The 24,986-nt window shown below is 67.0% G+C and carries 30 protein-coding genes; 14 read left to right on the top strand and 16 right to left on the bottom strand.

The window, feature by feature from the left end; translation table 11 throughout:
- Window positions 1-112 precede the first annotated feature (112 nt).
- The 5 genes from S2M10_RS08030 to S2M10_RS08010 are packed head-to-tail and all read right to left on the bottom strand — an operon-like array spanning window position 113 to window position 4,012.
- Window positions 113-385, bottom strand: a complete 273-nt coding sequence (locus S2M10_RS08030; protein WP_141985319.1) for an HPr family phosphocarrier protein — start codon at window positions 383-385, stop codon at window positions 113-115.
- Window positions 382-786 (bottom strand): PTS sugar transporter subunit IIA, encoded by a 405-nt coding sequence (locus tag S2M10_RS08025; RefSeq protein ID WP_064312096.1) that lies wholly within the window; start codon window positions 784-786, stop codon window positions 382-384. Before S2M10_RS08025 ends, S2M10_RS08030 begins: the two co-directional genes overlap by 4 nt.
- 1 nt (window position 787) lies before the next feature.
- The gene (gene rapZ / locus S2M10_RS08020; RefSeq protein ID WP_168845675.1) at window positions 788-1,720 is read right to left on the bottom strand and encodes an RNase adapter RapZ; all 933 of its coding nucleotides are present in this window, start codon (window positions 1,718-1,720) and stop codon (window positions 788-790) included.
- 38 nt (window positions 1,721-1,758) lie between these two features.
- Window positions 1,759-3,309 (bottom strand): stimulus-sensing domain-containing protein, encoded by a 1,551-nt coding sequence (locus tag S2M10_RS08015; RefSeq protein WP_247650695.1) that lies wholly within the window; start codon window positions 3,307-3,309, stop codon window positions 1,759-1,761.
- A complete protein-coding gene (locus S2M10_RS08010; protein ID WP_168845666.1) occupies window positions 3,302-4,012 on the bottom strand; it encodes a response regulator transcription factor in 711 nt (236 codons plus the stop codon). Before S2M10_RS08010 ends, S2M10_RS08015 begins: the two co-directional genes overlap by 8 nt.
- A gap of 207 nt (window positions 4,013-4,219) precedes the next feature.
- Between S2M10_RS08010 and S2M10_RS08005 the strand changes: the two genes are divergently transcribed.
- Both S2M10_RS08005 and S2M10_RS08000 read left to right on the top strand, forming a co-directional pair.
- Entirely contained in the window at window positions 4,220-5,821 is a 1,602-nt protein-coding gene (locus tag S2M10_RS08005; RefSeq protein WP_168845665.1) for a phosphoenolpyruvate carboxykinase, read from the top strand.
- Window positions 5,822-5,904: 83 nt separating this feature from the next.
- A complete protein-coding gene (locus S2M10_RS08000; RefSeq protein WP_247650694.1) occupies window positions 5,905-6,270 on the top strand; it encodes a hypothetical protein in 366 nt (121 codons plus the stop codon).
- A gap of 178 nt (window positions 6,271-6,448) precedes the next feature.
- On the opposite strand, the gene S2M10_RS07995 is transcribed toward S2M10_RS08000, so the two are convergent.
- The 5 genes from S2M10_RS07995 to S2M10_RS07975 all read right to left on the bottom strand — a co-directional run bounded on the left by S2M10_RS07995 (window position 6,449) and on the right by S2M10_RS07975 (window position 8,346).
- Entirely contained in the window at window positions 6,449-6,676 is a 228-nt protein-coding gene (locus S2M10_RS07995) for a DUF4170 domain-containing protein (RefSeq protein ID WP_093295174.1), read from the bottom strand.
- 77 nt (window positions 6,677-6,753) lie between these two features.
- Window positions 6,754-7,059, bottom strand: coding sequence for a hypothetical protein (locus tag S2M10_RS07990; protein WP_168845664.1), 306 nt, complete (start codon window positions 7,057-7,059; stop codon window positions 6,754-6,756).
- A gap of 4 nt (window positions 7,060-7,063) precedes the next feature.
- On the bottom strand, window positions 7,064-7,396 hold the full coding sequence (locus S2M10_RS07985; protein WP_168845663.1) for a DUF3618 domain-containing protein: 333 nt from the start codon (window positions 7,394-7,396) through the stop codon (window positions 7,064-7,066).
- Window positions 7,393-7,734 carry a phage holin family protein gene (locus S2M10_RS07980; protein WP_168845662.1) on the bottom strand — a complete coding sequence of 114 codons (342 nt, stop codon included), beginning with the start codon at window positions 7,732-7,734 and terminating at the stop codon, window positions 7,393-7,395. Before S2M10_RS07980 ends, S2M10_RS07985 begins: the two co-directional genes overlap by 4 nt.
- Before the next feature lie 18 nt (window positions 7,735-7,752).
- The gene (locus S2M10_RS07975) at window positions 7,753-8,346 is read right to left on the bottom strand and encodes a hypothetical protein (RefSeq protein WP_168845661.1); all 594 of its coding nucleotides are present in this window, start codon (window positions 8,344-8,346) and stop codon (window positions 7,753-7,755) included.
- A 113-nt stretch (window positions 8,347-8,459) separates the two neighbouring features.
- Here S2M10_RS07975 and eno point away from each other — a divergent pair, with 113 nt between their 5' ends.
- From eno to S2M10_RS07955, 4 genes are all read left to right on the top strand, one after another.
- Complete coding sequence (eno, locus tag S2M10_RS07970) at window positions 8,460-9,740, top strand: phosphopyruvate hydratase (protein ID WP_168845660.1); 1,281 nt, start codon at window positions 8,460-8,462, stop codon at window positions 9,738-9,740.
- A 57-nt stretch (window positions 9,741-9,797) separates the two neighbouring features.
- The gene (locus S2M10_RS07965) at window positions 9,798-10,121 is read left to right on the top strand and encodes a septum formation initiator family protein (protein WP_168845659.1); all 324 of its coding nucleotides are present in this window, start codon (window positions 9,798-9,800) and stop codon (window positions 10,119-10,121) included.
- 142 nt (window positions 10,122-10,263) lie between these two features.
- On the top strand, window positions 10,264-11,313 hold the full coding sequence (pdhA, locus tag S2M10_RS07960; protein WP_168845658.1) for a pyruvate dehydrogenase (acetyl-transferring) E1 component subunit alpha: 1,050 nt from the start codon (window positions 10,264-10,266) through the stop codon (window positions 11,311-11,313).
- Between the two features lies 1 nt (window position 11,314).
- Window positions 11,315-12,706: a pyruvate dehydrogenase complex E1 component subunit beta gene (locus S2M10_RS07955; RefSeq protein ID WP_168845657.1), complete on the top strand. Its 1,392-nt coding sequence runs from the start codon at window positions 11,315-11,317 to the stop codon at window positions 12,704-12,706.
- A gap of 60 nt (window positions 12,707-12,766) precedes the next feature.
- On the opposite strand, the gene S2M10_RS07950 is transcribed toward S2M10_RS07955, so the two are convergent.
- The 3 genes from S2M10_RS07950 to S2M10_RS07940 are packed head-to-tail and all read right to left on the bottom strand — an operon-like array spanning window position 12,767 to window position 16,001.
- The gene (locus S2M10_RS07950; RefSeq protein ID WP_168845656.1) at window positions 12,767-13,507 is read right to left on the bottom strand and encodes a histidine kinase; all 741 of its coding nucleotides are present in this window, start codon (window positions 13,505-13,507) and stop codon (window positions 12,767-12,769) included.
- Window positions 13,498-14,070, bottom strand: a complete 573-nt coding sequence (locus S2M10_RS07945) for a TadE family protein (protein ID WP_168845655.1) — start codon at window positions 14,068-14,070, stop codon at window positions 13,498-13,500. The genes S2M10_RS07950 and S2M10_RS07945 overlap by 10 nt, the downstream gene beginning before the upstream one ends.
- Window positions 14,067-16,001 carry a Tad domain-containing protein gene (locus S2M10_RS07940; RefSeq protein ID WP_168845654.1) on the bottom strand — a complete coding sequence of 645 codons (1,935 nt, stop codon included), beginning with the start codon at window positions 15,999-16,001 and terminating at the stop codon, window positions 14,067-14,069. Before S2M10_RS07940 ends, S2M10_RS07945 begins: the two co-directional genes overlap by 4 nt.
- Window positions 16,002-16,076: 75 nt before the next feature.
- Between S2M10_RS07940 and S2M10_RS07935 the strand changes: the two genes are divergently transcribed.
- Both S2M10_RS07935 and S2M10_RS07930 read left to right on the top strand, forming a co-directional pair.
- Window positions 16,077-16,781: a squalene/phytoene synthase family protein gene (locus tag S2M10_RS07935; protein ID WP_348770549.1), complete on the top strand. Its 705-nt coding sequence runs from the start codon at window positions 16,077-16,079 to the stop codon at window positions 16,779-16,781.
- A 59-nt stretch (window positions 16,782-16,840) separates the two neighbouring features.
- Entirely contained in the window at window positions 16,841-17,335 is a 495-nt protein-coding gene (locus S2M10_RS07930; protein WP_168845653.1) for an EF-hand domain-containing protein, read from the top strand.
- Window positions 17,336-17,339: 4 nt separating this feature from the next.
- Here the strand turns inward: S2M10_RS07930 and S2M10_RS07925 are convergent, their stop codons facing one another.
- Both S2M10_RS07925 and purF read right to left on the bottom strand, forming a co-directional pair.
- On the bottom strand, window positions 17,340-18,050 hold the full coding sequence (locus tag S2M10_RS07925; protein WP_168845652.1) for an SDR family NAD(P)-dependent oxidoreductase: 711 nt from the start codon (window positions 18,048-18,050) through the stop codon (window positions 17,340-17,342).
- Window positions 18,051-18,054: 4 nt separating this feature from the next.
- Entirely contained in the window at window positions 18,055-19,518 is a 1,464-nt protein-coding gene (purF, locus tag S2M10_RS07920) for an amidophosphoribosyltransferase (protein ID WP_168845651.1), read from the bottom strand.
- Window positions 19,519-19,649: 131 nt separating this feature from the next.
- On the opposite strand from purF, the gene S2M10_RS07915 reads away from it, so the two are divergent.
- From S2M10_RS07915 to S2M10_RS07890, 6 genes are all read left to right on the top strand, one after another.
- Entirely contained in the window at window positions 19,650-19,898 is a 249-nt protein-coding gene (locus S2M10_RS07915) for a Rho termination factor N-terminal domain-containing protein (RefSeq protein WP_168845650.1), read from the top strand.
- Window positions 19,899-19,974: 76 nt separating this feature from the next.
- On the top strand, window positions 19,975-20,337 hold the full coding sequence (gene hisI / locus S2M10_RS07910; protein WP_168845649.1) for a phosphoribosyl-AMP cyclohydrolase: 363 nt from the start codon (window positions 19,975-19,977) through the stop codon (window positions 20,335-20,337).
- Window positions 20,334-20,831, top strand: coding sequence for a hypothetical protein (locus S2M10_RS07905; protein WP_168845648.1), 498 nt, complete (start codon window positions 20,334-20,336; stop codon window positions 20,829-20,831). Before hisI ends, S2M10_RS07905 begins: the two co-directional genes overlap by 4 nt.
- A 73-nt stretch (window positions 20,832-20,904) precedes the next feature.
- Entirely contained in the window at window positions 20,905-21,273 is a 369-nt protein-coding gene (locus tag S2M10_RS07900; protein ID WP_168845647.1) for a hypothetical protein, read from the top strand.
- Between the two features lie 43 nt (window positions 21,274-21,316).
- A complete protein-coding gene (locus S2M10_RS07895) occupies window positions 21,317-21,745 on the top strand; it encodes a MerR family DNA-binding transcriptional regulator (RefSeq protein WP_168845646.1) in 429 nt (142 codons plus the stop codon).
- A gap of 43 nt (window positions 21,746-21,788) precedes the next feature.
- Window positions 21,789-23,591, top strand: coding sequence for an acyl-CoA dehydrogenase C-terminal domain-containing protein (locus S2M10_RS07890; protein WP_168845645.1), 1,803 nt, complete (start codon window positions 21,789-21,791; stop codon window positions 23,589-23,591).
- Here S2M10_RS07890 and S2M10_RS07885 read toward each other — a convergent pair.
- Entirely contained in the window at window positions 23,588-24,934 is a 1,347-nt protein-coding gene (locus S2M10_RS07885; protein ID WP_168845644.1) for a cell wall hydrolase, read from the bottom strand. The two genes, S2M10_RS07890 and S2M10_RS07885, sit on opposite strands and share 4 nt — an antisense overlap.
- Between the last annotated feature and the right edge of the window lie 52 nt (window positions 24,935-24,986).

Below are 24,986 nucleotides of genomic sequence, written 5' to 3'. Positions count from 1 at the left end.
CCCCTTCAGGGGAGGGGTTGGGGGTGGAGGGATTCCAGAACGTACGTTGGTCTCGGTGAGACACTGCCCCACCCCAAACCCCTCCCCTGAAGGGGAGGGGCTTAAGTTGGGATCACTCCTCGTTGAACCGCGCTTCGACCAGCGCCACCAGCGCCTGCACCGCGCCTTCGGCGCCGTCGCCTTCGGCCCAGATCGTGATCGTGTCGCCCTTGGCCGCGCCGAGCATCATCAGGTCGAGGATCGAGGTGCCGGCGGCGCTATTGCCGTCCTTCTCGACGGTCAGTTCGCAGGGCTGGGTGCTGGCGAGCGTGACGAACGCCATGCTCGCGCGGGCGTGGAGGCCGCGCTGGTTCTCGATCAGGACCGCGCGCGACACGCGGCTCATTGCGGCGGCCCCAGCATTTCCGACGCGACCGTCACATACTTGCGGCCGGCGTCGCGTGCGGCGAGCACCGCGTCGGTGACGGACATGGTCTTCCGGGCGCTGCCGAGGCGGATCAGCATCGGCAGGCTGATGCCGGCGATCACCTCGACCTTGCCCGCCTTCATCAGCGAGATGGCGAGATTGGAGGGGGTGCCGCCGAACAGGTCGCTCAGCACGATCACGCCTTCGCCCGAATCGACCGCGCCGATGGCGCTGGCGATGTCGGCGCGGCGGCCCTCCATGTCATCCTCGGGGCCGATGCAGATCGCGGCGACCTGCTCCTGCTTCCCCACCACATGTTCCATCGCGACGACGAACTCCTCGGCGAGTCGTCCGTGCGTCACGAGCACCAACCCGATCATTCTATTCTCCGCCCCTAGCCATGGACACCGGCGCCCCCTCCAGGGAGTCCTGTGGCGCGGTCTGCAAATCTCTGTGCGTCACCGTGGGCGAAAATCCTTCGTCGCGCAACCGGGCGGCCATCCGCTCGGCGACATGCACCGAGCGGTGCCGCCCGCCGGTGCAGCCGAACGCGATCGTCACATAGGCCTTCCCCTCCGCCTGGTAGCGCGGGAGGAGGAGCAGCAGCAGCGACTCGATCTGCGCCATGGCGGCGTCATAGGCCGGATCGGCGGCGATATAGGCGGAGACGTCGGCGTCGAGTCCCGTGCCGGGACGAAGCACCGGGTCCCAGTGCGGGTTGCGCAGGAAGCGCATGTCGAGGACGAGGTCGGCGTCGCGCGGCAGCCCGCGGGAGAAGCCGAACGAGGTGACGCTGAAGGTGGTCTTGCCGCCATCCTCGGAGAAGATCCCGCGGATCGTCTGCGACAGCTGGTTGGCCTTCATGTCGCTGGTGTCGATCAGCCGGTTGGCCCAGCGACGCAAGGGGCCGAGCAGCTCGCGTTCGCGCGCGATTCCGTCCTCGGCGGGGCGATCCTGCGCCAGCGGGTGGCGGCGGCGGGTCTCGGAGAAGCGGCGGATCAGCTCGGCGCCGGTGCATTCGAGGAACAGCGTGCCGACATCCAGGCCCTGCTCCTCGCGCAGCTTCTTGATGCGCTGGACGATGCTCTCCGCATCGAAGCCGCGGGTCTGGGTGCCGAGGCCGAGGGCCAGCGGGCGCTCGTCGTCGCCGCCATCGGCGCCGGGCGCGGTATCGAGCAGCCGGTTGAGGAGGAGCAGGGGGAGATTGTCCACCACCTCCCAGCCGAGATCCTCCAGCGTGCGCAGTACGGTCGACTTGCCGGCGCCGGACATGCCGGTGACGAGCAGGATATGTTTGGGGCGACGCCGTTGCATGCTGCTCTCGTTATAGACGGCAGAATCGGCGGGGGCGGTCATGCGCGCGCCGCCAGCGGCAGCCGGACCACGAAGCGCGCGCCCTGCGATCGATCCTCCCGCGATTCCACCGTTATGCTTCCCTGATGGCCTTCGACGATGGTGCGGGCAATGGCAAGCCCGAGCCCCGAATGCTGGCCGAACGCTTCGCCGGAGGGGCGGACCGAGTGGAAGCGGCGGAAGATCGCCTCGCGGGCTTCTTCCGGCACGCCGGGGCCTTCGTCCTCCACCCAGATAGCGAGCGTGTCGTCCTCTTCCTGCGCGGAGATCGCGATCAGCCCGCCGGGGGGCGAGAAGGACAGGGCGTTCTCGATCAGGTTCTCGAACACGCGCTCGAGCCGGGTCGGATCGCCCATCACTTCCATCGACTGGCCGCGCGGGCGATCGAAGCGGAGGCGGATCTCCTCGGGCACGCCGCGCGTCTCGCGCTGGCCGATGAGGGCGGCGATCAGGTCGCCCAGGTTGAACGCCTCAAAGGTGGTGCGGCTGAGCTGGGCGTCGATGCGCGACGCTTCCGAGATATCGGTGATCAGCCGGTCGAGCCGGTGGACGTCGTCGCGGACGATGTCGAGCAGCTGGTCGCGCAAGGCCGGGTCCTTGACGGTCGAGAGCCCCTCCACGGCGGAGCGGAGCGAGGCGAGGGGGTTCTTGAGCTCGTGCGTAACGTCCGCGGCGAAGGTTTCGGTGGCGTCGATCCGCGCGCGCAGGGCGCCGCTCATGTCCGAGAGGGCGCGGGCGAGCATGCCGATCTCGTCGCGGCGTTCGGGCAGGCGGGGCACCACGACCTCACGCGCGCGGCCGAGCCGCACCCGAATCGCCGCCAGTGCCAGCCGCCGCAAGGGCCGCACGATGGTGCGCGCGAGGAAGAGGGACAGCAGCACCGAGACCAGCGAAACGATGCCTAGCACCACCCCCAGCCGGTACCGCTCGAGCCGCACCGTCTGGGTGATGTCGCGCGCGTTGAACGCGGTCATCACCACCCCGAGCCCGGTGATCGGCGCCGCGGCGGTGATAACGGGCGTGCGATCGGGGGCACGCCACACGGACGCGGCCGCGGCGTGGGTCTCCAGCGCAGTCTTGACGTCGGGCCAGTCGAGCCCGGCATCGCGCGGATGCTCGCGGTAGAGCGGCACGCGGTCGGCACCCGCGACCTTGTCGATCACCGCGTCGAGGAAGCGCGCGATCGTCTGGCCCACCGGATCCTTGTCCGGATCGCGCAGCACCAGGTTGCGCAGGCCGAGCTCGCGGCTGTCGCTGAGCAGCTTGCCTTGGGGATCATAGAGGCGGATCCGCGTGCCCATGTCGCGGGCGAGGCTGAGCACCAGCAGGTCGCGCCGCTTGTCGGTGGCAGAGGCCAGCGCCTGGGCGATCAGCCGCACCTCGCGGCTGGTCTGCTCGACGCGGCTGTCGACGATCCGGCTGCGATAGCTGTCGAGATAGAAGAAGCCGCCGCACAGCAGCGCCAGCGCGAAGATGTTGACCGCCAGTATCCGCGGCGTGAGGCTGACCCGGCCCGACCATCGCAGCGCCAGGTCGCGCTCGTCATTCATCCGAGAAGCGGTATCCGGCGCCATACAGCGTCTCGATCGCATCGAACGCCGGATCTACCTGCCGGAACTTGCGGCGGACGCGCTTGATGTGGCTGTCGATCGTGCGGTCGTCGACATAGATGTCGTCCTGATAGGCCGCGTCCATCAGCTGGTTGCGCGTCTTGACGATGCCCGGGCGCTGGGCGAGCGTTTCCAGGATCAGGAATTCGGTGACGGTCAGCGTGACGTTTACGCCGCCCCAGGTGACCTTGTGGCGCGCCGGGTCCATGCTCAGGCGGCCGCGCTCTAGCGCTTCGGCGGGCTCGGCGGGCGCGGCGCCCTCGGCCGCCGGCTGGGCGGGTTCGGTGCGGCGCAGGATCGCGCGGATGCGGGCGATCAGCAGGCGCTGCGAGAAAGGCTTGGCGATATAGTCGTCCGCACCCATGGCCAGGCCCAGCGCCTCGTCCAGCTCGTCGTCCTTGCTGGTGAGGAAGATCACCGGGATCTGGCTCTTCTCGCGCAGGCGGCGGAGCAGCTCCAGCCCGTCCATCTTGGGCATCTTGATGTCGAGCACCGCCAGCTCGGGCGGGTTCTCGATCAGCGCCTTGAGCGCGCTTTCGCCGTCCGAATAGACGCGGGTCAGGAAACCCTCGGTCTGGAGCGCGATCGACACCGAGGTGAGAATGTTGCGGTCGTCATCGACCAGCGCGATCGTGGCGGTCATCCGGCAACCCGGGGCTGGCGCAAAATCAGCATCTCCACCCGTTAGACCAAAGTTTCTTCCGCCTCAACCGACCGACAACGCTTACCCGGATTGACCCCCTCGCCGCGCCCATGTCAGGGAGGACCTCGAAATAAAGTTGCGCTGCAAAGCAATCATCTGCTTTGTCATATAAATAGCGCGACAGTGTTTGAGGAGGGTGGTTTGAACATGCGTCAGTCGCGCCATGGTCTTGGCGAGCAGGGGATTGCCACGTCGGCAGTGCTCCACTGGAACCTGATTACCGCGCCGCTGGTCGAGCACGCGATCCGGCGGGGTGAGGGCAGCCTGGCCGCAGAAGGCCCGCTGGTGGTTGCTACCGGCAAGCATACCGGACGCTCGGCGAAGGACAAGTTCATCGTCCGGGATGCCGAGACCGAGACCAATGTCTGGTGGGGCAAGACCAACCAGGCGATGACGCCGGCGCATTTCGCCGCGCTCAAGGCCGATTTCCTTGCCGAACTGGGCAAGCGCGACGAACTGTTCGTACAGGACCTCTATGGCGGCTCGCAGCCCGAGCACCGAGTGCGGGTGCGGGTGATCAACGAGCTGGCCTGGCACAATCTGTTCATCCGCACGATGCTGGTGCGGCCCGAGGCCGAGGCGCTGGCCGACTTCGTCCCCGAATACACGATCATCGACCTGCCGAGCTTTCGCGCCGATCCCGCGCGCCACGGCACCCGCGGCGAGACGGTGATCGCGGTGAACTTCACCGACAAGCTGATCCTGATCGGCGGCACCGCCTATGCCGGCGAGATGAAGAAGAGCGTGTTCGGCCTGCTCAACTATCTGCTGCCGGAGCAGGGCATCATGCCGATGCACTGCTCGGCCAATATCGGGCCCAAGGGCGATACCGCGATCTTCTTCGGCCTGTCGGGCACCGGCAAGACGACGCTTTCCGCCGATGCCGCCCGCACGCTGATCGGCGACGACGAGCATGGCTGGTCCGACACCGCCGTCTTCAACTTCGAGGGCGGCTGCTACGCCAAGATGATCCGGCTCTCGCCCGAGGCGGAGCCCGAGATCTTCGCCACAACCCGGCGCTTCGGCACGGTGCTGGAGAATGTGGTGATGGACCCGGAGACGCGCGCGCTCGATCTCGACGATGCGAGCCTCGCCGAGAACAGCCGCGGCTCCTATCCGATCGACTTCATCCCCAACGCCTCGGCGGACAATCTCGGCCCGGTGCCGAAGAACATGATCTTCCTCACCGCCGATGCGTACGGCGTGCTCCCGCCGATCGCGCGGCTGACGCCCGAGCAGGCGATGTACCACTTCCTCTCGGGCTATACCGCACGGGTGGCGGGCACCGAGATCGGGGTGACCGAGCCCGAGGCGACCTTTTCGACCTGCTTTGGCGCACCGTTCATGCCGCGGCACCCCTCGGTCTATGGCAATCTGCTCAAGAAGCGGATTGCCGAGGGCAATGTCGCCTGCTGGCTGGTCAATACCGGCTGGACCGGCGGCAAGTACGGCATCGGGCACCGGATGCCGATCAAGGCGACGCGCGCGCTGCTCAATGCCGCGCTCGACGGCAGCCTCGCTGCGGCCGAGTTTCGCGTCGATCCGTATTTCGGCTTCGAGGTGCCGGTGGCGGTGCCGGGCGTGGACACGGCGACTCTCGACCCACGCGCGACCTGGCCCGACAAGGCCGACTATGACGCGACGGCGGAGCGGCTGGTCGACCAGTTCGTCGAGAATTTCGCGCAGTTCGAGGATCATGTCGAAGCCGGCGTGCGCGCTGCCGCGCCCAAAGCGCGGGCGCTCGCCTGAGCGACCCGGCCGACCTTCCGCCGCGGTGCTTCGCCAGCGCCGCGGCCATCGTTCGGATCGGGGAGGGGCTACTCGCCTGCACCTTGCAGCGCGCGGACTGGACGCACGAGGCCCATCTTGCGGCGTGCCTGTATTTGCTGACCGAGCGGCCCGATGTGGATGTGGATGCCGAGATCGGCGGGCTCATCCGCCGGTTTAACGAGAGCGTCGGTGGGGTGAACGACGATAGCAGCGGCTATCACGAGACGATCACGCGCAGCTACGTCGTCGGCGTGCGTCTGTTCCTGGCCGACGCGCGGGAGGAAGATCTGTTGGCGCGGGTAAACGGCTTGCTGGCGTCGCCGATGGGCCGACGCGACTGGCCCCTGCGCTTCTACAGCCGGGAGCGACTGTTCTCGGTGGCGGCTCGGCGCGGCTTCGTGGAGCCGGATCTGGCGCCGCTGCCGTAAGGGGCGGACGTAAATATCAGGAAAACCACCGTCATCCCCGCGAAGGCGGGGATCCATTCGCCTGTGCGTTGCAGCAAGAGCCGAGACACCGGCGCCAATGGATCCCCGCCTTCGCGGGGATGACGAGCATTTCGTCAATGCGATCGCCGTCCTTCAAAAGAGGATCGGCAAGCCGACGTCAGGCCTTGCCGGCTTCGACATCCGGATCGAGCAGGCGGTGGAGGTGCACAACCACATAGCGCATCTCGGCATCGTCGACGGTGCGCTGCGCGGCGGCGCGCCACGCCTTTTCGGCGCTCGCATAATCGGGAAAGATGCCGACCACGTCGAGCTTGGACGGATCGACGAAATCGAGGGTCGTCGGATCGGCAACGCGGCCGCCGAAGACCAGGTGAAGCTTGCTCATTGCGCCTCCTGGGGGTGGGGGGATGCCGCAGCCCTTACCGGCACTGCAGCATCGCACTCAACCCCCTTATAGGCCGCTCAGCGCTTGGCGGTCGCGTCCTTGGCGGCGTCGATCACCGTGCCGAACAACGCCGACACGCGCTCCTTTGTGGCATCGCTGTTCGGGATCAGCGATTCGATCTGCTCGCGGCCGCTGTCCTTGGCGGCCTGCACCGCCGCAGCGGCGCCGTCGGCAAGCTTGCGGCCGATCGGCTCCAGTGCAGCCCTTTCACGCTCGAAGCGCGGCAGCAGCATGCCGATCACCACGCCCACCGTGACGCCGCCGGCGAGCAGCAGCGCGGGGTTTTCGGTGAGGCGCGATCCGGTCTCGGTTTCGGTGCTCATGGCGTCATCCTTCTGCATTGCTGTCTTTGTGGTCCAAACCCTTTGCAGGCTCGGCAGTTTCGTGTTTGCCCTTGCGGAAAATGTCGACGATCCAGCCCCGCGCCAGCACCAGCCCGATCCCGCTGGTCACCGCGGCGGCGAGCCACGGACGTTCGCGGACCGCTTCGGTGCCTTCGCGCGCGATGGTGGTGACGCTCTGCCTGGCATTCTCCATCGCCTCGTGCGCGATATTGCGCGGCTTGAGCCGTTCCTGAACCGTGCCGACCGTCGCCATTAGCTTGTCGCGCGCCGCGCGGGCACGCGCCCGGGCGGCGTCGGGATCGCGGGGTAAAGTCATGCTTGCGCTCCCATGGCCTTGCGGATGCCACGCGCCGCCGCCCAGCCGAGCAGCGCCGCTACGACTAGGCTGACGCCCACGACGATCAGCGTCGCCCAGCCGGGGCCGACCAGCGTCGCCAGCGTCAGGATCGCGCCGACGACCAGCCCGATCGCCGCGGCCAAAGCGAGGGCGAGCGCAAGGACGGCGGCGATCGCCGCGCCCTTGACCTCGGCCAGCTTGGCCTGGGCGACCGCCTTGACATAGTCGACTTCGGCGCGGGCATAATCCTTGGCGTCTTCGGTGAGCTGGCCGATCAGCTCACCGATACCGGCGTCTTCCGTTCGGGGGGCGTCCATGCCCTGGGCTGCCCGTCCTTAGCTCTGGGTGGTGCCGGGGGACACGGACGGCCCGTCGCCGAAGCCGGCGGGCGCGACCGTCAGGTCGTCGGTCGACGGCGAATTGCCGGTCGGGGTGGAAACGGTGTCGCTCGTGGTGGTCGTGCCCGAAGCCTCGATGCCCGACTTGATCACCCGCGCCAGCACGAAGCCGAGCGCCGCCGCCGTGCCGACCGCGATTGCCGGGCTTTTTTTGACAAACTCGGTCGCCTCGTCGAGCAGTTCGTTCACTTCCTTGCCGCGCAGCGAGTCCGCGAAGCCGGCGATGCCGTCGGCGGCGGTGCGGGCATACTGGCCATATTGCGCGCCGAGCTTGGCATCGACATCGCCCGCGGCGGTCCGCATCATCTCGGCGACTTCGTCGAGCGCCGTGGTCGCGCGTTCCTTGCCGGTGCCGGCGAAGCCCAGGATGTGCTCCCGCGCCTGGTCGGCATATTTCGACGCTTCCTCGCGAATCGTGTCCGACGCGGTGCGCTTGGTGCCCGCATCCTCGGTGCCGCCGCTTGCCGCGCCGGTCGCACCCATATTGCCTGCGAGCGGATCGCCCGAAATGCTGGTCGTTTCGTCTACCATGATCAAAAACCCTCCATGCTCGCCGAAACAACAACGGCCCCGTTTGCGAGTTCCCTCATGAACCGCTAGAGGCACCGCGCGCCTCATCCCTGACATGTTACGGAGACCATGACGTGACCGCAATCATCGACGTCCACGCCCGCCAGATTCTCGACAGCCGTGGCAATCCCACGGTGGAAGTGGATGTCCTGCTGGACGATGGCAGCTTCGGCCGCGCCGCCGTGCCCTCGGGCGCCTCCACCGGTGCCCATGAGGCCGTGGAAAAGCGCGATGGCGACAAGTCCCGCTGGCTCGGCAAGGGCGTCGAAGGCGCCGTCGATGCGGTGAACGGTGAGATTGCCGAGGCAGTTCTCGGCCTCGACGCCGAAGACCAGGCCGATCTCGACCGCACCATGATCGAGCTCGACGGCACCGCCAACAAGGGTCGCCTGGGCGCCAACGCGATCCTCGGCGTCAGCCTCGCCGCCGCCAAGGCCGCGGCCGATGCGCGCGGGCTGCCGCTCTATCGCTATGTCGGCGGCGTCAACGCGCACGTCCTGCCGGTGCCGATGATGAACATCATCAACGGCGGCGAGCATGCCGACAATCCGATCGACTTCCAGGAATTCATGATCGTGCCGGTCGGCGCCGAGAACATCGTCGAGGCGGTGCGCTGCGGTTCGGAAATCTTCCACACGCTGAAGAAGAAGCTGCACGAGAAGGGCCTGGCGACCGGCGTGGGCGACGAGGGCGGCTTCGCGCCGAACATCGCCTCGACCACCGAAGCGCTCGACTTCATCATGAGCAGCATCGAGGCCGCCGGCTACACGCCCGGCGACGACGTGATGCTCGCGCTCGACTGCGCCGCCACCGAATATTTCAAGGACGGCGCCTACAAGATGGTGGGTGAGGGCAAGACGCTCTCGTCGATCGAGAACGCCGAGTTCCTGGCCAAGCTCGCCGCCGACTATCCGATCTTCTCGATCGAGGACGGCATGGCCGAGGACGATTGGGAAGGCTGGAAGGCGCTGACCGACCTGCTGGGCGGCAAGGTCCAGCTGGTCGGCGACGATCTGTTCGTCACCAACCCGCAGCGCCTGCAGCGCGGCATCGAGGGCGGCTATGCCAACTCGCTGCTCGTCAAGGTCAACCAGATCGGCACGCTGACCGAGACGCTGGAGGCCGTCAGCCTCGCCCAGCGCTCGTCCTACACCGCGGTCATGTCGCATCGTTCAGGCGAGACCGAGGACGCGACGATCGCCGATCTCGCAGTCGCCACCAACTGCGGCCAGATCAAGACCGGCAGCCTCGCGCGCTCGGACCGGCTCGCCAAGTACAACCAGCTGATCCGCATCGAGGAAGAGCTGGGCGACGCGGCGGTCTATGCCGGCCGTTCGGTGCTGCGCCGCGCCTGACCCTCAGTAGGAACCGCAATCTTGCTAAGCGCCGATCGATCAGCGAAAAACACGGGCATGAAGCGCGCTTCGCCCATGTCCACGCTGCTGCGCCGCGCGGGGCTTCCCGCCGCGGCGCTGATCGCCATCGGCTTCTTCGCCTATAACGCGGTTCTGGGGCCCAACGGGATCGTCGCCGCCAAGGAAGTGCGGCACGAGCTTGCCGCCAAGCAGCGCGAATATGCGCTGCTGGAGAAGAAGCGTGCCGAGCTCAAGAATCGAGTCGACCTGCTCGACCCGAAGCGCGGCGCCGATCCCGACATGGTCGACGAGCTTGCCCGCAAGCAGCTCAACGTCGTCCGCCCCGACGAAGTGATCATCCCGCTCGACGACAAGAAGTGATGCCGTAGGGGCAGTTGCCAGCTACGGCGGAGCGCCTTAGGGCGGATGAACGTGGTCCGAACCCGCGCGTTGGTTGCAAGCCTTGCGAAAACGCGCGTATAGGCACCCGCCTTTCCCCTCCCCGGATGAGGAATATCTGATCGTGGCCAAAGCACCGGCACGCAACGCACCGACCCCACCCGCCGTACCGAATCGCGAGCGGCCCAGCGAACCGGAACGGTTCAAGGCCTCGAAGGAACAGCTGCTCGAATTCTACCGCCAGATGCTGCTGATCCGCCGCTTCGAAGAGAAGGCGGGCCAGCTCTACGGCCTCGGCTTCATCGGCGGCTTCTGCCACCTGTACATCGGCCAGGAAGCCGTGGCGGTCGGCCTGCAGTCGGCGCTGGATGGCGAGAAGGACTCGGTGATTACCGGCTATCGCGACCATGGCCACATGCTCGCCTATGGCATCGACCCCAAGGTGATCATGGCCGAGCTGACCGGCCGCGGCGCGGGTATCTCGCGCGGCAAGGGCGGCTCGATGCACATGTTCTCGACCGAAAAGAAGTTCTACGGTGGCCACGGCATCGTCGGCGCCCAGGTCTCGCTCGGCACGGGCCTCGCCTTCGCGCACAAGTATAACGAGGATGGCGGCGTCGCCATGGCCTATTTCGGCGACGGCGCCGCGAACCAGGGCCAGGTGTACGAATCGTTCAACATGGCCGAGCTGTGGAAGCTCCCGATCATCTACGTGATCGAGAACAACCAGTATGCCATGGGCACCAGCGTCAACCGCTCCTCGGCCGAGGACCAGCTGTACAAGCGCGGCGAGAGCTTCCGCATCCCCGGCATCCAGGTGGACGGCATGGACGTGCTCGCCTGCCGCGGTGCGGCCGAGGAAGCGCTCGCCTGGGTGCGCGCCGGCAAGGGCCCGATCATCCTCGAGATGAAGACCTATCGCTATCGCGGCCACTCGATGTCCGATCCGGCCAAATATCGCAGCCGCGAGGAAGTCCAGTCGGTTCGCGACAAGTCGGACCCGATCGAGGCGGTGAAGCGCGAGCTCGAGATCATGGGCGTGACCGAAGAGCAGCTGAAGCCGCTCGAGGCCGAGATCCGCAAGATCGTGAACGAATCGGCGGACTTCGCCGAACAGACGCCGGAGCCCGATCCGGCCGAACTCTATACCGACGTACTGGTGGAGACCTACTGAGATGGCGATCGAACTCAAGATGCCGGCGCTCTCGCCGACCATGGAAGAGGGCACGCTCGCCAAGTGGCTCGTCAAGGAAGGCGATGTCGTGAAGTCCGGCGACATCCTCGCCGAGATCGAGACCGACAAGGCGACGATGGAATTCGAGGCCGTCGACGAAGGCACGATCGCCAAGATCCTGGTAACCGAGGGCACGGATAACGTGAAGGTCGGCACCGTGATCGCGATGATCGCGGGCGAGGGCGAGGATGCATCCTCCGCTGCCGCACCGGCCGCTCCGCAGCCTGCCAGCCAGCAGACCGAGCCGACCCCGCCGCCGGCCGACCAGGCCCCGGAAACCGGCACCGCGCAGCTGACTGCCGCGGTCGAGAAGACCCGCCCGGCCGACCCCGCCGTGCCCGCCGGCACCGAAATGGTGAAGACGACGGTCCGCGAAGCGCTGCGCGACGCGATGGCCGAGGAGATGCGGAGCGATCCGCGCATCTTCGTGATGGGCGAGGAAGTCGCCGAGTATCAGGGCGCCTACAAGGTGACCCAGGGCCTGCTCGACGAATTCGGCCCCAAGCGCGTTATCGACACGCCGATCACCGAATACGGCTTTGCCGGCGTCGGCACCGGTGCGGCGATGGGCGGCCTCAAGCCGATCATCGAGTTCATGACGTTCAACTTCGCCATGCAGGCGATCGACCACATCATCAACTCGGCGGCCAAGACCAACTACATGTCCGGCGGCCAGATGCGCTGCCCGATCGTGTTCCGCGGTCCGAACGGCGCGGCCAGCCGCGTCGGCGCGCAGCACAGCCAGAACTATGGCCCGTGGTACGCCAGCGTCCCCGGCCTGATCGTGATCGCGCCGTATGATTCGGCCGATGCCAAGGGTCTGCTCAAGGCGGCGATCCGCTCGGAAGACCCGGTCGTGTTCCTCGAGAACGAGCTGATGTACGGCCGCAGCTTCGACGTGCCGAAGCTCGACGATTATGTCCTGCCGATCGGCAAGGCCCGGATCATGCGCGAGGGCAAGGACGTGACGCTGGTCAGCTACTCGATCGGCGTGGGCGTTGCGCTCGAAGCCGCCGAGAAGCTGGCGGGCGAGGGCATCGACGCCGAGGTGATCGACCTGCGCACGCTGCGCCCGCTCGACAAGCAGACGGTGCTGGAGAGCCTGAAGAAGACCAACCGCATCGTGGTGGTCGAGGAAGGCTGGCCGGTCTGCTCGATCGCGTCGGAAGTCGCCGCGTTCGTGATGGAAGAGGGCTTTGACGACCTCGACGCGCCGGTACTGCGCGTGACCAACGAGGACGTGCCGCTGCCCTATGCCGCGAACCTGGAGAAGCTCGCTTTGGTGAACGCCGACAAGGTGGTCGCCGTGGTGAAGAAGGTCACCTATCGCTGATCTTCTGCTTGCCAGCGGAAAACCGGCCCGTCCGACGTCCCGTCGGGCGGGCCTTTTTCGTCAGGCGCCGTACTGGTCGCAGGTGGAGCGGTTGGTCGTCGTCTCGGGATTATAGACCTGCGTGTAGTCGCGGTTGTCGCGTACCACGAAGGACGCGACATAGCGCAGCGTCTTGGTATCGGTGAACCAGCCTTTGCCCACCAGCGGCGTGTAGAGATAGTTGATCTCGACGAACATGACGCCGGAGTCGACTGGTGCGTTCACCTGTGCGCCGTTCTCGCCCATGCCGTTGGGTGCAAGAGTGCCCGGATGTTGCGCGCTGTTGTCGCCGCTGGAAGCCGTGTTCACGCCAGCCGTCGGGTCATAGGTGACGCCGTCGGCCTTCACCGTCTTGCCGTAATGCGAGTCATAGGTGGCACCCCCCTTGGCGCCCATGCATCGCTGCCAATGGATACGCTGGGTACCGCCGCTGTTCTCCAGGCTGGAGAGGGTGATGCGCCCGTTGGTAGTGAGATGGAAGGGCGTGCCCTGCTGCTTGGCGGCGAGCAGCACGTCGTTGATGTCCACCTCGCGCAGCTGGGTGACGCCGGTACCGCTGAACAGGCCGACACGGCTGGCATTGTCCGCCAGCGCGAGTGCGATCTGGCTGAGCCGCTGGTTGGTGATCGCGAAGTTGGTCAGTTCCACCGCCCATAGACCGGCGGTCAGCACGATCGGCAATCCGAGCGCGAACTCCAGCAGCGCTGCGCCGGAGCGCGCGGCCCCCAGGCGGCGGAGCAGGGCGGGCGCGCTTATTTGCACAGCTTGCGCACCTCCGGGATCGATTGCGCGCCATAGGGCTGGTTCTTAAAGCGGGTGGAGGCGTTCAGCACGACCTGGCTGCTCCAGCCGAGCAGTCCCGCAAGCGGGAAGAGCCGCGTGTAGCGGACCGAGACGCGGTAGATCGTGACATCGCTGGCGCCGCCCTGGCCGGCGCGGCCGGGGTCGAGATCCCATTGATCGTTGTCGTTGACGTCGTAGAAACACTCACCCGCATCATATTTGCCGTTGCTGTTCTTGTCCTCGAATGCCTCGGGCTTGATCAGGCTGAAGCTGGCGTAGAACAGCCGGCTGGGGATGACGGTCGCCTTGCCGGCGACCTGTCGGATAGTGTTGGTGACGCGCGTGTCGATGGTTGTCGTATCGGCTGCCTCGATGGTTGCATCGCGTGCCGCCTTCTGCACCGCACCCTCCAATACGGCCTGGACATAGGCTTGGTAGCAAAGGTCCATCAGCCCCATCAGCAGCGCCAGCAGCACGGGCAGCAGAATGGCGAACTCCACAAGCGTCGCGCCGCGTTCGTCGCAAAGCAACGTGCGCTTCATCGGCTTATCCGCAGCAGGGCCACGCGCTTGGCGATGGTCTGGAAGGCCGCGGTCAGCGACGTGTTGTCGGCGGCGTAGAAGGCCTGGCCGGGCGAGGCGCACTGGGTCAGCTGGCTGGTGAGCGTCTGCCCGAAACCGACCACGAAGATCGAGATGTTGCGCGCCTTGGCAGCGGCGCAGGCGGCCAGGAAGCGGGCATTGTGGTTGTCGAGCTGGGAGCTGTTCGAACAATCGGACTGATAGCTCGCACTCGTTACGCGGTGATCGTAATTCTCGATGCCGTACATTCCGTACAGGCACATGTTGGGCGCCATGTCGCCATCGGTCATGAACACGATGTAGCGCTTGGGCGGATTGCGGCCCGGCCACGCCGCCGTATCCCCCGCGAACAGACCGGTGGGGGAGAGCAGCCGCGTACCCCAGATCATGCCGGTATCGTGATAGGTGCCGCCCTGCGGCACGAAGTCGCTGGCGGTGATGTAGCTGTTCACCTCGGCCTTGGTCATCACCGCCAGGCGCTGCACCGGCTTGCCGCAGGAGACATAGCCCTTGGACATGGTGTCGGCGAGGGCCAGCGCGGTATATTGGGTGAGCGCATTGGTGCTGGTGCTGTCGCCCGGCGGGTTGGCACTGTTGCCCCAGTTGGTCGCGCTGCTCTTGTTACCGCGATAATAGACCACGTCCGGCCACATCGGCCGCCACCGCGTGTCGTCGTCGATCGGCACCCGGTCCGGGTCCAGATCGGCGGGCAGGCTGGAATAGTTGAAGCTGCTGACGGCGTCCGTCTTGCGTTCCTCGATGCAGCCCTGCCACTTCGAGGTCGATCCGTCGATCTTCGAGGGATCGGAAACCGCAACGCCAAGCTTGAACTGGCTGGTGTCATAGCGAACGGGCTCGTAGCTCCACGTCCGTTTGACCGGCTGGCTCTTGACCGTGCAGGTGCCGTTGCTGTTCGACGACCAGGTCACGGTCGTAACGGTAGCGGTACCGTCGCTGCCATAGCCGGCGGCCGGGCTACGCCCCGCCTTGGCGTTGCACGTCGCCTCGGCGGTGGAGGTGATGGTGTTCGTCGTCGCCTTGCCGTTGTTGGTGTCGACGATCCTGCGGCTGTTATAGGTCCAGCTGTCGACGAGGTAGCCGGGGTTGAGCGCGGTCACGGCATAGCCCGCGTTCACGGTGGAGGTGTAGGTGACGAAGCCGTAGCGGAGGTGCGTCGTCGGATCGACTGCGGCGGCCAGCGTGTCGTAGAAGCTGAGCACCGCCTGTCGCAGACCGGAAAGCTTGGAGCCGGTCTTCTCCACGGTGTAGTAGCCGGGGGTGCCGCCATAGCCGGGCGCGCCGGCCACGTCGGGCCGAACATAGGGGTTGACGCCCTGGTTGCAGCCCGAGGTCTCGGAACTGAGGCACGCCATGGATCCGGTGGTATCCAGCACGAACATGATGTCCGTGTCCGCCACGTCGTACCGCGCCTCGCAGGTCACCGTGAGCGCCTGATCGCCGAAGCCCATCATGCCGGTGAGCGTCATCGGTACCCTGGCGGTGGCGATGCCGGCGACCTGATTCTCGCTGGTTTTGGAAGGGGTGAAACTGACCGAAGTGGTGCCGAACAAGCCAAGCTTGAAATTGTTACTGAAAAAGGCGTTTGCCTGCGTAGTCGCCGTTGCGTCCAGCGTCGTCGCGCTCGTCGAAACCATGAAACGCCGCCCGGCCAGCGCGCCCGCGTCGCAGGCCTGCTGCAGCCGGTTCTTCACCAGGTAAAGCCGGGCGGTATCGACCGCCGAACCGGCGATGAACAACAGCGGGATCAGCGCGATCGCCATCATCGCCAGCACGTTGCCGGCCCGGTTGCGGCGAAGTCGGGCAAGCAGGCTCGCCCCGTCGCGCGGACCGGGAAAGCATCGCTGAAACCGCTCTAGAACCGTTTTGCGCATGGCGATCGTTCGAAACCCTTGGGCGAGGAAGTCCTGGCTCTTCCTTCGCCGATCCTCCGGCCATAGAGGGAACGGGTGAACGCTTCGCTAAACACGCTGTCCCAGGATCCCGACCGGGCGTTGCCCGAGGATCCTGAACGGGCGTTGATCCTCTCCTACGCGCCGGCCGACGGACGCGCGTCCCTTTCCGCGCTGCTGGCGCTCGACGAGGCGCTGGCGCAGCTGCTGCGCACCACCAGCCAACCTGCGGTCGGCCAGCTGCGGCTCGCCTGGTGGCGCGAAGCGCTGGCCAAGCTCGACACTGCGCCGCCGCCCGCCGAGCCGGTGCTGCGCGGGTTGGCGACGGACGTGCTGCCGCGTGGCGTGACCGGCGCGTCGCTGGTGCCGATCGTCCATGGCTGGGAAGTGCTGGTCGAGGAAGAGGCGCTGGATGGGCTGGCGCTCGCCCGCTATGGGGCGGGGAGGGGTGCCCTGTTCGCCGCAGCCGGCGCCGCGCTGGGCGCGGCCGGCGATCCGCTGACGCTGGGCGGCGAAGGCTGGGCGCTGGCCGATCTTGCCCGCCATCTCGGTGACGGCGCGGAAGCGGACGCGGCGCGCAGCGCCGCTGCGCCGAGACTCGCCCAGGCTCTGGCCGTGCGATGGAGCCGAAACGGGCGGGCGCTGGGCGCACTTGCGCATCGGGCGCGGATGGATTTGCGCGAGCCGGTCGATTCGCCGCTGCCGATCGGCGCCCCGCGCCGCGTGGCCCGGTTGCTGTGGCACCGCCTCAGCGGACGGTAAGGCTTGGCTGCATCCCCTTGAAGGTGTAGGAAAGGCCGACGTTCCGGGGGGAGCTTGGCATGTGGCGATATGCGGTGGGCGCCGGCGCGGCGCTGTTGCTGGCGTTCGGGGGATTTCTGCTGTTCGGGCATGGGCCGGCGCCAACGCCGCTCGCGGCGGTGTTGCCACCGGCGCCGGTGAAAGCGGCGGGCGCGGTGACGCCCTTGCCAGGCAAAGCTCCCGAGGCCGACGCCAAGACCCGCGAGCGGAAGCGCTTCGATCGCTATGACAAGGATCGCGATGACACGGTGAGCCGCGACGAATATTTCGCTGCGCGCCGCAAGGCGTTCGCCAAGCTCGACGCCAATGGCGACGGTCGGCTGAGCTTCGAGGAATGGGCGGCCAAGTCCGTCGCGAAGTTCACCGGCGCCGATGGTGACAAATCGGGTACGCTTACCCGCACCGAGTTCGCAACGACCGCGCCGCCGCGCCGACCGGCGAGCGCCCGCTGCGCCTGCGTCAGGCCCGCCCCGGCACCAAGCCCCGCCGCCAGGGACGGCGAGGACGAAAACTAGGCCGTCAGCCGACCCGCTCGAAATGGCCGCGCGCGAATCCGGCGGCCATCAGCGCGACGATCCGCTCGGCCACGACTTCGGGCGCCTTCACCGTCGCCGGATCCTCGCCCGGAAAGGCGCGCGCGCGCATCTTGGTGCGCGTGGCACCCGGATCGACGATGCCCACCCGAACCTGGCTGACATTCTCCAGTTCCTGCCCATAGCTGAGCAGCAGATTCTCGAACGCCGCCTTGGACGCGCCATAGACGCCCCAATAGGCACGGGGGGTGCGGCCGACGCTGGAGGTGATGCCCAGCACCCGCGCGCCGGGTGCCTTGCGGAGCATCGGATCGAACGCGGCCAGCATCGCGCCCTGCGCGGCGACGTTGAGCGTCAGCACCTTGGCGAATTCGGCGAAGTCGATCGCATTGATCGCGCTCAGCGTGCCGAGCATGCCGGCATTGAGCACCAGCATGTCGAGCACCGGCCAGCGCTCGCCGATCGCACCGGCGAGTCGTGCGATCGCATCATGCTCGGCAAGGTCGAGCGGTGCGATCGTTGCGCTGCCGCCGGCCTGGAAGATGGCGTCCTCCACCTCCTCCAGCCCCCCCGCGGTGCGCGCGGTAAGGATCACGTGCGCGCCGGCCGCGCCCAGCGCGATCGCGGTCGCCGCGCCGATGCCGCGGCTGGCGCCGGTTACGAGGGCGGTCTGTCCCGCCAGCGATCCGTCGCTCACCGGCTCAGCCGACCTTCTCGGCGAGCAGCGCCAGCTGGTCCGGCGGCGGCGCCAACTCGTCCTGGTCGGTCAGCGTCGTCGGATAGTCGCCGGTAAAGCAAGCGTCGCAATATTTCGGATGGATGTCCGCGCGACGCGCCTCGCCCAGCGCCTTGTACAGGCCGTCGATCGAGACGAAGGCGAGGCTGTCGGCATGGATGAAGTCGGTCATCCCGTCCACGTCCAGCTTGGCGGCGAGCAGCTTGGCGCGCTCGGGCGTGTCGACGCCGTAGAAGCAGCTGTGCCGCGTCGGCGGCGAGGCAATGCGCATATGCACTTCCTTGGCGCCCGCCTCGTGCATCATCTGCACGATCTTGAGGCTGGTGGTGCCGCGCACGATCGAGTCGTCGATCAGCACGATGCGCTTGCCGGCGATCAGCTCGCGATTGGCGTTGTGCTTCAGCTTGACGCCCAGGTGGCGGACCTTGTCGCCCGGCTGGATGAAGGTGCGGCCGACATAGTGCGAGCGGATGATGCCCAGCTCGAAAGGAATGCCCGATTGCTGGGCATAGCCGATCGCTGCCGGCACGCCCGAGTCGGGCACCGGCACGACCAGATCGGCCTCGACCGGCGATTCGATCGCCAGCTGCGCGCCGATCGCCTTGCGCACCGAATAGACCGAGCGGCTGTCGCTGATCGAGTCGGGGCGCGAGAAATAGACATATTCGAAGATGCACGGCCGCGCGGCCTGCGGCGCGAACGGCTTGTGGCTCGACAGCTCGCCATTGCCCTTCACGATCACCAGTTCGCCCGGCTCGACATCGCGGACATATTCCGCGCCGACCACGTCTAGCGCGACCGTCTCCGAGGCAAAGATCAGCGAATCGCCGAGTTTGCCCATCACCAGCGGGCGGATGCCGAGCGGATCACGGCAGGCGATCATGCCTTCGGGCGTCATCACGATCAGCGAATAGGCGCCCTCGACCTGCTTGAGCGCATCGATGAACCGGTCGATCAGCGTGCGATATTGCGAGGTGGCGACGAGGTGGATGATCACCTCGGTATCCGAGGTCGACTGGAAGATCGCGCCGCGGCGGACGAGGTCGCGCCGCAGCCGCATCGCGTTCGAGATGTTGCCGTTATGCGCGATCGCAAAGCCGCCGCTGGCCAGCTCGGCATAGAGCGGCTGGACGTTGCGGATCGCCGAGCCGCCGGTGGTGGCATAGCGCACATGGCCGCAGGCCGACAGTCCGGGGAGCGAACGGATCACGTCGTCGCGGTCGAAATTGCCGGCGACATGGCCCATGGCGCGATGGGTGTGGAACTGATGGCCGTCCCAGCTGGTTATGCCCGCTGCCTCCTGGCCGCGGTGCTGGAGTGCGTGCAGTCCGAGCGCGACCATCGCGGCCGCGCCTTCGCTGTTGAAAACGCCGAATACGCCGCACTCTTCGCGCAGCTTGTCGTCATCGAACGGGTGTGTGGTAAGCATTGGCCCTCGGGGGGAACGGGGACGATGGGCGGGCATATAGGCGCTTCATCCTGCTTTGTCTCCGGTCTGTAACAGGGAAAAGGACCGTTTACGCTTTTTGCAGGTTAACCCCCTGAGAAAGGAGAGCGATCATGGCGAAGGACCACGGCGCGCAGATCAAGAACGACGATCTGTACGAGAAGCTACGGGACGAGGGCGCCTCAAAGGAAAAGGCGGCCCGGATCGCCAACGCGCAGGCGAACGGCAGCCTCGATTCGGGCGACGGACGGCTGGAGGACCGGACCAAGGCGGACCTCTACGACGAGGCGCGGGAGATCGGCATCGAGGGACGATCGAAGATGGACAAGGACACGCTGATCGAGGCGATCCGGAAGCATTGATCCACCACGGCCGGTGACATACGGCGGGTTGCGCATCTACCGTGACGCGCTCGACCGATACCGCTAGAGGGACCGGGTGACCAACTTCCGCGAAACGGGCGCCACGCTCGACCCGAAATATGATGCCAACGGCCTGATCACCGCCGTCGCCACCCATGCCGGCACCGGCGAGGTGCTGATGCTGGCGCATATGAATGCCGAGGCGCTGGCGATGACGCTGGACACCGGCAAGGCCACCTTCTGGTCGCGGAGCCGCGGGCGGCTTTGGACGAAAGGCGAGACCTCGGGTCACTTCCTCCACGTCGTCGAGATGCGGATCGATTGCGACCAGGACGCGCTGTGGCTGCGGGTCGAGCCGCACGGCCCCGCCTGTCACACCGGTGCGCCGAGTTGCTTCTACCGCCGGATCGAGAATGGAGCGCTGGTGCGCGACGCATGAAGCTGGCCGGACCGGTGCTGCTGCTGGGGCTCGCCGGGTGCGGGGGGCCTGCGCCTGCGCCCTCTGCCGATGTCGCCGTCGATTTGGAAACCGCTGCGATCGAGCGCGGCCTGGTGCGTGATCCGAAGGACGCGAACATCGCCGGCGCCTATGCACGCGGGCCGGACCGGCTGTGCATCGTGGCCGCGGCGGCCACGCATCGGATCGGCATCGTCATCGACTATGGCGAGGGCAATGGCTGCCGCGCAACCGGATCGGTACGCCGGGACGGGGAGGGGCTCATCCTGACCCTCGGATCCGACGGCGGCTGCCGCTTTGCTGCGCGCTATGATGGGGAGCACCTCGCGTTGCCGGGTGCCTTGCCGAAGGCCTGCGCGCGGCTCTGCACCGGCCGCGCCGCGCTGGCCGGAGCGCAGTTCGCGCGCTTGGGCGAGTCGCTTCCCGAGGCGCAGGCGATGCGCGATGCCGATGGCCAAGCGCTTTGCGGAGCGTAGACGCGGCGGCTGCATGTGATAGCATCTCCCATGACTGCCGAGACCGACCGGCAGACCTGTGAGGAGAGCGCCGTTGCGTATTCTGTTCCTTGCAAGCGCCGCCTGCCTTGTGGCTGCATTTCCCGCCTCCGCCCAGATCTGGGGCGGCCCCGTGCCCTCGAGCGCCGGCGGCAGCTTCGCCGGGCGCGGTATCCATCTTCCCGTGCAGCCCCGTACCGCGCGCAGCGAGATTCGGGCCGGTGAACGCAGCGGTCAGCTCACCCGTAAAGAAGCGCGGCAGCTACGAAGGGCGAATGCCGTCAACAGCGCCATCGCTAACCGGCTTGCGAGCGATGGGCTGTCCGCCGCCGAGGCAGCGGAGCTCGATGTCCGCGACACGCTGCTCCATGAGGACATCGTTCGCGTCCGTTTCAATGGCGACGCCAGACCCCCGAAGAACTAGGTTCGCACTTGACGTTCACGTAAAGGGAAACTACAAGAGCAGCATGACCGCTGCTGCCGCTCCGATCGAGGCCCTGGCGCCGATCGAACCGCGTCCCGATCGCGACGCCTTCTCTATTTCCGACCTGTGCGCCGAATTTGGCGTGACCCCTCGTGCGCTACGCTTCTACGAGGACGAGGGTCTGATTGCCCCCGAGCGGCGCGGCACCCAGCGCATCTACACGCACCGCGACCGCGCGCGGCTGGCCTGGATCCTGCGTGGCAAGCGGGTCGGTTTCAGCCTGGGCGAGATCAAGGAGATGATCGATCTCTACGATCTCGGCGATGGCCGGCGCGTGCAGCGCCAGGTGACGCTGGAGCGCTGCATGGATCGCATCCGCCATTTGGAAGCGCAGAAACGCGACATCGACGCGCACATCGCGGAGCTGGCGCAATTTGTCGATCTGATCAAAAGCAAAGACCACGAACACTAAAGCCGACGAGTCCCAAAAGACAACGAGCACTGAGGAACCTGAAATGCCGCAGTTTACGCCCCCCGTGCGCGATACGCGCTTCATTCTGGATCGGGTCATCGGGCTCGATCGCTACACCAACCTGCCGCACTTCCAGGCGGCGACCCCGGACGTGGTCGACGCGGTGCTGGAGGAAGGCGGCAAGTTCGTCGCCGAAGTCCTGTTCCCGATCAACCATAGCGGCGACCAGCAGGGCTGCACCCGCCACTCCGACGGCAGCGTGACGACGCCCGAGGGATTCAAGGAAGCGTACAAGCAGTTCGTCGAGAGCGGCTGGGGCACGCTCAGCGCGCCGGCCGAGTTCGGTGGCCAGGCGATGCCGCACGTCGTCGCGACCGCATTCGAGGAATATATGATCGCCTCGAACATGGCCTTCGCCATGTATCCCGGCCTCACCCACGGCGCGATCGCGGCCCTGCTGGTCAAGGGGTCGGACGAGCAGAAGGCCAAATATGTCCCCAAGATGGTCTCGGGCGAATGGGGCGGCACGATGAACCTGACCGAGCCGCAGTGCGGCACCGACCTCGGCCTCATCAAGACCAAGGCCGAGCCCAATGCCGACGGCTCCTACAGCATCACCGGCACCAAGATCTTCATCTCGTCGGGCGAGCATGACCTGACCAGCAACATCATCCATCTGGTGCTGGCCAAGACGCCGGGCGCGCCGGACAGCACCAAGGGCATCTCGCTGTTCGTGGTGCCCAAGTTCCTGGTCAACGACGACGGGTCGCTGGGTGACCGCAACCCGGTGACCTGCGGCTCGATCGAGCACAAGATGGGCATCCATGCCAACTCGACCTGCGTGATGAACTATGACGGCGCCAAGGGTTGGCTGGTCGGCGACGAGATGAAGGGCCTCGCCGCGATGTTCATCATGATGAACGCGGCGCGCCTCGGCGTCGGCCTGCAGGGCCTCGGCATTGCCGAAGTCGCGATGCAGAACGCCGTCCAGTACGCGGGTGACCGCCGCCAGGGGCGCGCGTTGACCGGTCCGGCCGAGCCGGCGGAGAAGGCGGACACGCTGTTCGTCCACCCCGACGTCCGCCGCATGCTGATGGAGGCCAAGGCGCAGATCGAGGCCCTGCGCGCGCTGTGCCTGTGGGGCGCGCTCCAGGTCGACATGGAGCATGCCGCCGCAACCGAGGAAGAGCGCCAGCTTGCCGGCGACCTGATCGGGCTGCTGACCCCGGTGATTAAGGGCGTCGGCACCGATATCGGCTACAAGGTCGCGACCGATTGCCAGCAGGTCTATGGCGGCCATGGCTATATCGCCGAATGGGGCATGGAGCAGTATGTCCGCGATGCCCGCATCGCGATGATCTACGAAGGCACCAACGGCGTGCAGGCGATGGACCTGGTCGGCCGCAAGCTGGCGCTGAACGGCGGCCGCGCGGTGCAGGCGTTTTTCCGCGTCGTGAGCGAAGAAGTCGCGGCGGCGAAGGGCGATGCGAAGCTCGCGGGCTTTGCCGAGGCGCTGGAAAAGGCGCTGGGCCATCTTCAGGGCGCGACCATGTGGCTGGCGCAGAACGGGTTCAAGAACCCGAACGAGGTCGGCGCAGGTGCCTATCCTTACATGCAGCTGACCGGGCTGGTCGCGCTCGGCCTGATGTGGCTGCGCATGGCCAAGGCGGCGAGCGAGGCGCTGGCGCAGGGCGCCGAGGACGTCGCCTTCCTCGAGGCCAAGCTGGTCACCGCGCGCTTCTATGCCGAGCGGTTCCTCCCCGATGCCAGCGGCCTGCGCCGCAAGATCGAGGCGGGCAGCGAGGCGGTGATGGCGCTCGACCCGGAGATGTTCAAGGCAGCCTAATCGCTGCTGGGCACGGACGAGGCCGGCGATGCGGGAGCCGCAGCGCCGGCCTTGTTCTGCGCGGGCTGCTTACGGCGAACACCGTCCAGCGGGGCGGGCTCGGCCGTTGCTGCCGGCGTCGGCGTGGCGGCCGGGGCGGGCGGCAGCTGACGACGCATGCACTGGGCAAGGCTCGGGCGGCGGAACTGTTCGCAATTCCACAGTGCCTTCACATATTGCACCTTCTCGTCGCGCAAATAGCTGAACGACATCGCGGCGGCCTGATCGCCGGTCGGCGGCAGGCGGGCGGGCTTCTTCGACGAATCGAGCCACGCCATGAACTTGCAATAGGGCCGATCGCCGCAAGTGCGCAGCGCCAGTGCGGGATAGAGATCCGGCACCATGTCGTCGGGCAGCGTCACCAGGAACACGTTCTGGTCGCCGGCCACGGCGGCCGGCACCGCGCTCGCCGGGATTGCGCCAGCCGCCTTGTTGACGTCGAAGAGCAGCCCGGTAGCGCCGGGATCGCCGGCCGGTCCCGGCGCCTCGCTTGCCCCGCCCATATGTGCGGGCGAAAGCCTTGCGAGCTGCGGGATGTTCGGTTCGTCGGCGACATAACCGCGGTTGAAGGCGGGGGGCGTCCCCCACCAGCCTGCCCAGCGGAAGAACAAATGGGTATGGAGCGCGACGATCTTGTCGAGGCTCGCGCTCCAATAGGGCACCACCCAGTCGGTGTGATAGTGCGTCGCATGACCGACCGGGCGGAACACCGTGCCGTGCAGCGCCATCTTCGCGATCTCGCGGGCGCGTGTCCAGGCGGCGGGCGTGGGGGACCAGCGGGCGAGCGCGCCGTCGCAGCTGAAGGTGAACTGGCAGCCGGTGCTGCGCTCCGATCCCTGGAACACCACCCCGCACACCGTCTTGGGGAAGGCGGGGTGGCGGACGCGGTTGAGCACCACCTGCGCCACCGCGCGCTCGCCCAGGGCGTCGTCGCCGGCCTCGTACACCTCGGCGGCGGCTAGGCAGTCCACCGCGCGCTCCTGGCTGTCCGCCGCGCCGATGAGGTGGAAAGGCCGCGCCGTCGGATTGGGGTCGCTGGAAAACGGGATAGACTCGTTGAACGCGCGGGCGTCGTCCGGCGAGAGATCGGCGATGGCGATCGGCTCGACCGGCGGCAGTTCCTCCTTAGGAACAACGCGGTTCGGCAGCACCACCGGCGGCACCCGGTGGGCTCGGTGCGGCGTGCTGGGCGCGTTCACCACCAGCAGGGTGGGAATCCCCAGCGCGGCGAGCGCGACGGTGCCGGTGACCAGGCGGAGCCAGGCGGGCGTGGGGGCGGAGAGGTTGGAAATGCTGGGCGTCACAGGCGGTTGTGGCGTTCTCGATCGAGGGTGGTCGCCCTTATCTCAAAGCATC

The organism is Sphingomonas sp. S2M10 (genome assembly GCF_012650175.1).
Taxonomy (GTDB): domain Bacteria; phylum Pseudomonadota; class Alphaproteobacteria; order Sphingomonadales; family Sphingomonadaceae; genus Sphingomonas.
Note: the sequence above shows the minus strand (reverse complement) of the source record. Positions and strands in the feature narration are given on the sequence as shown.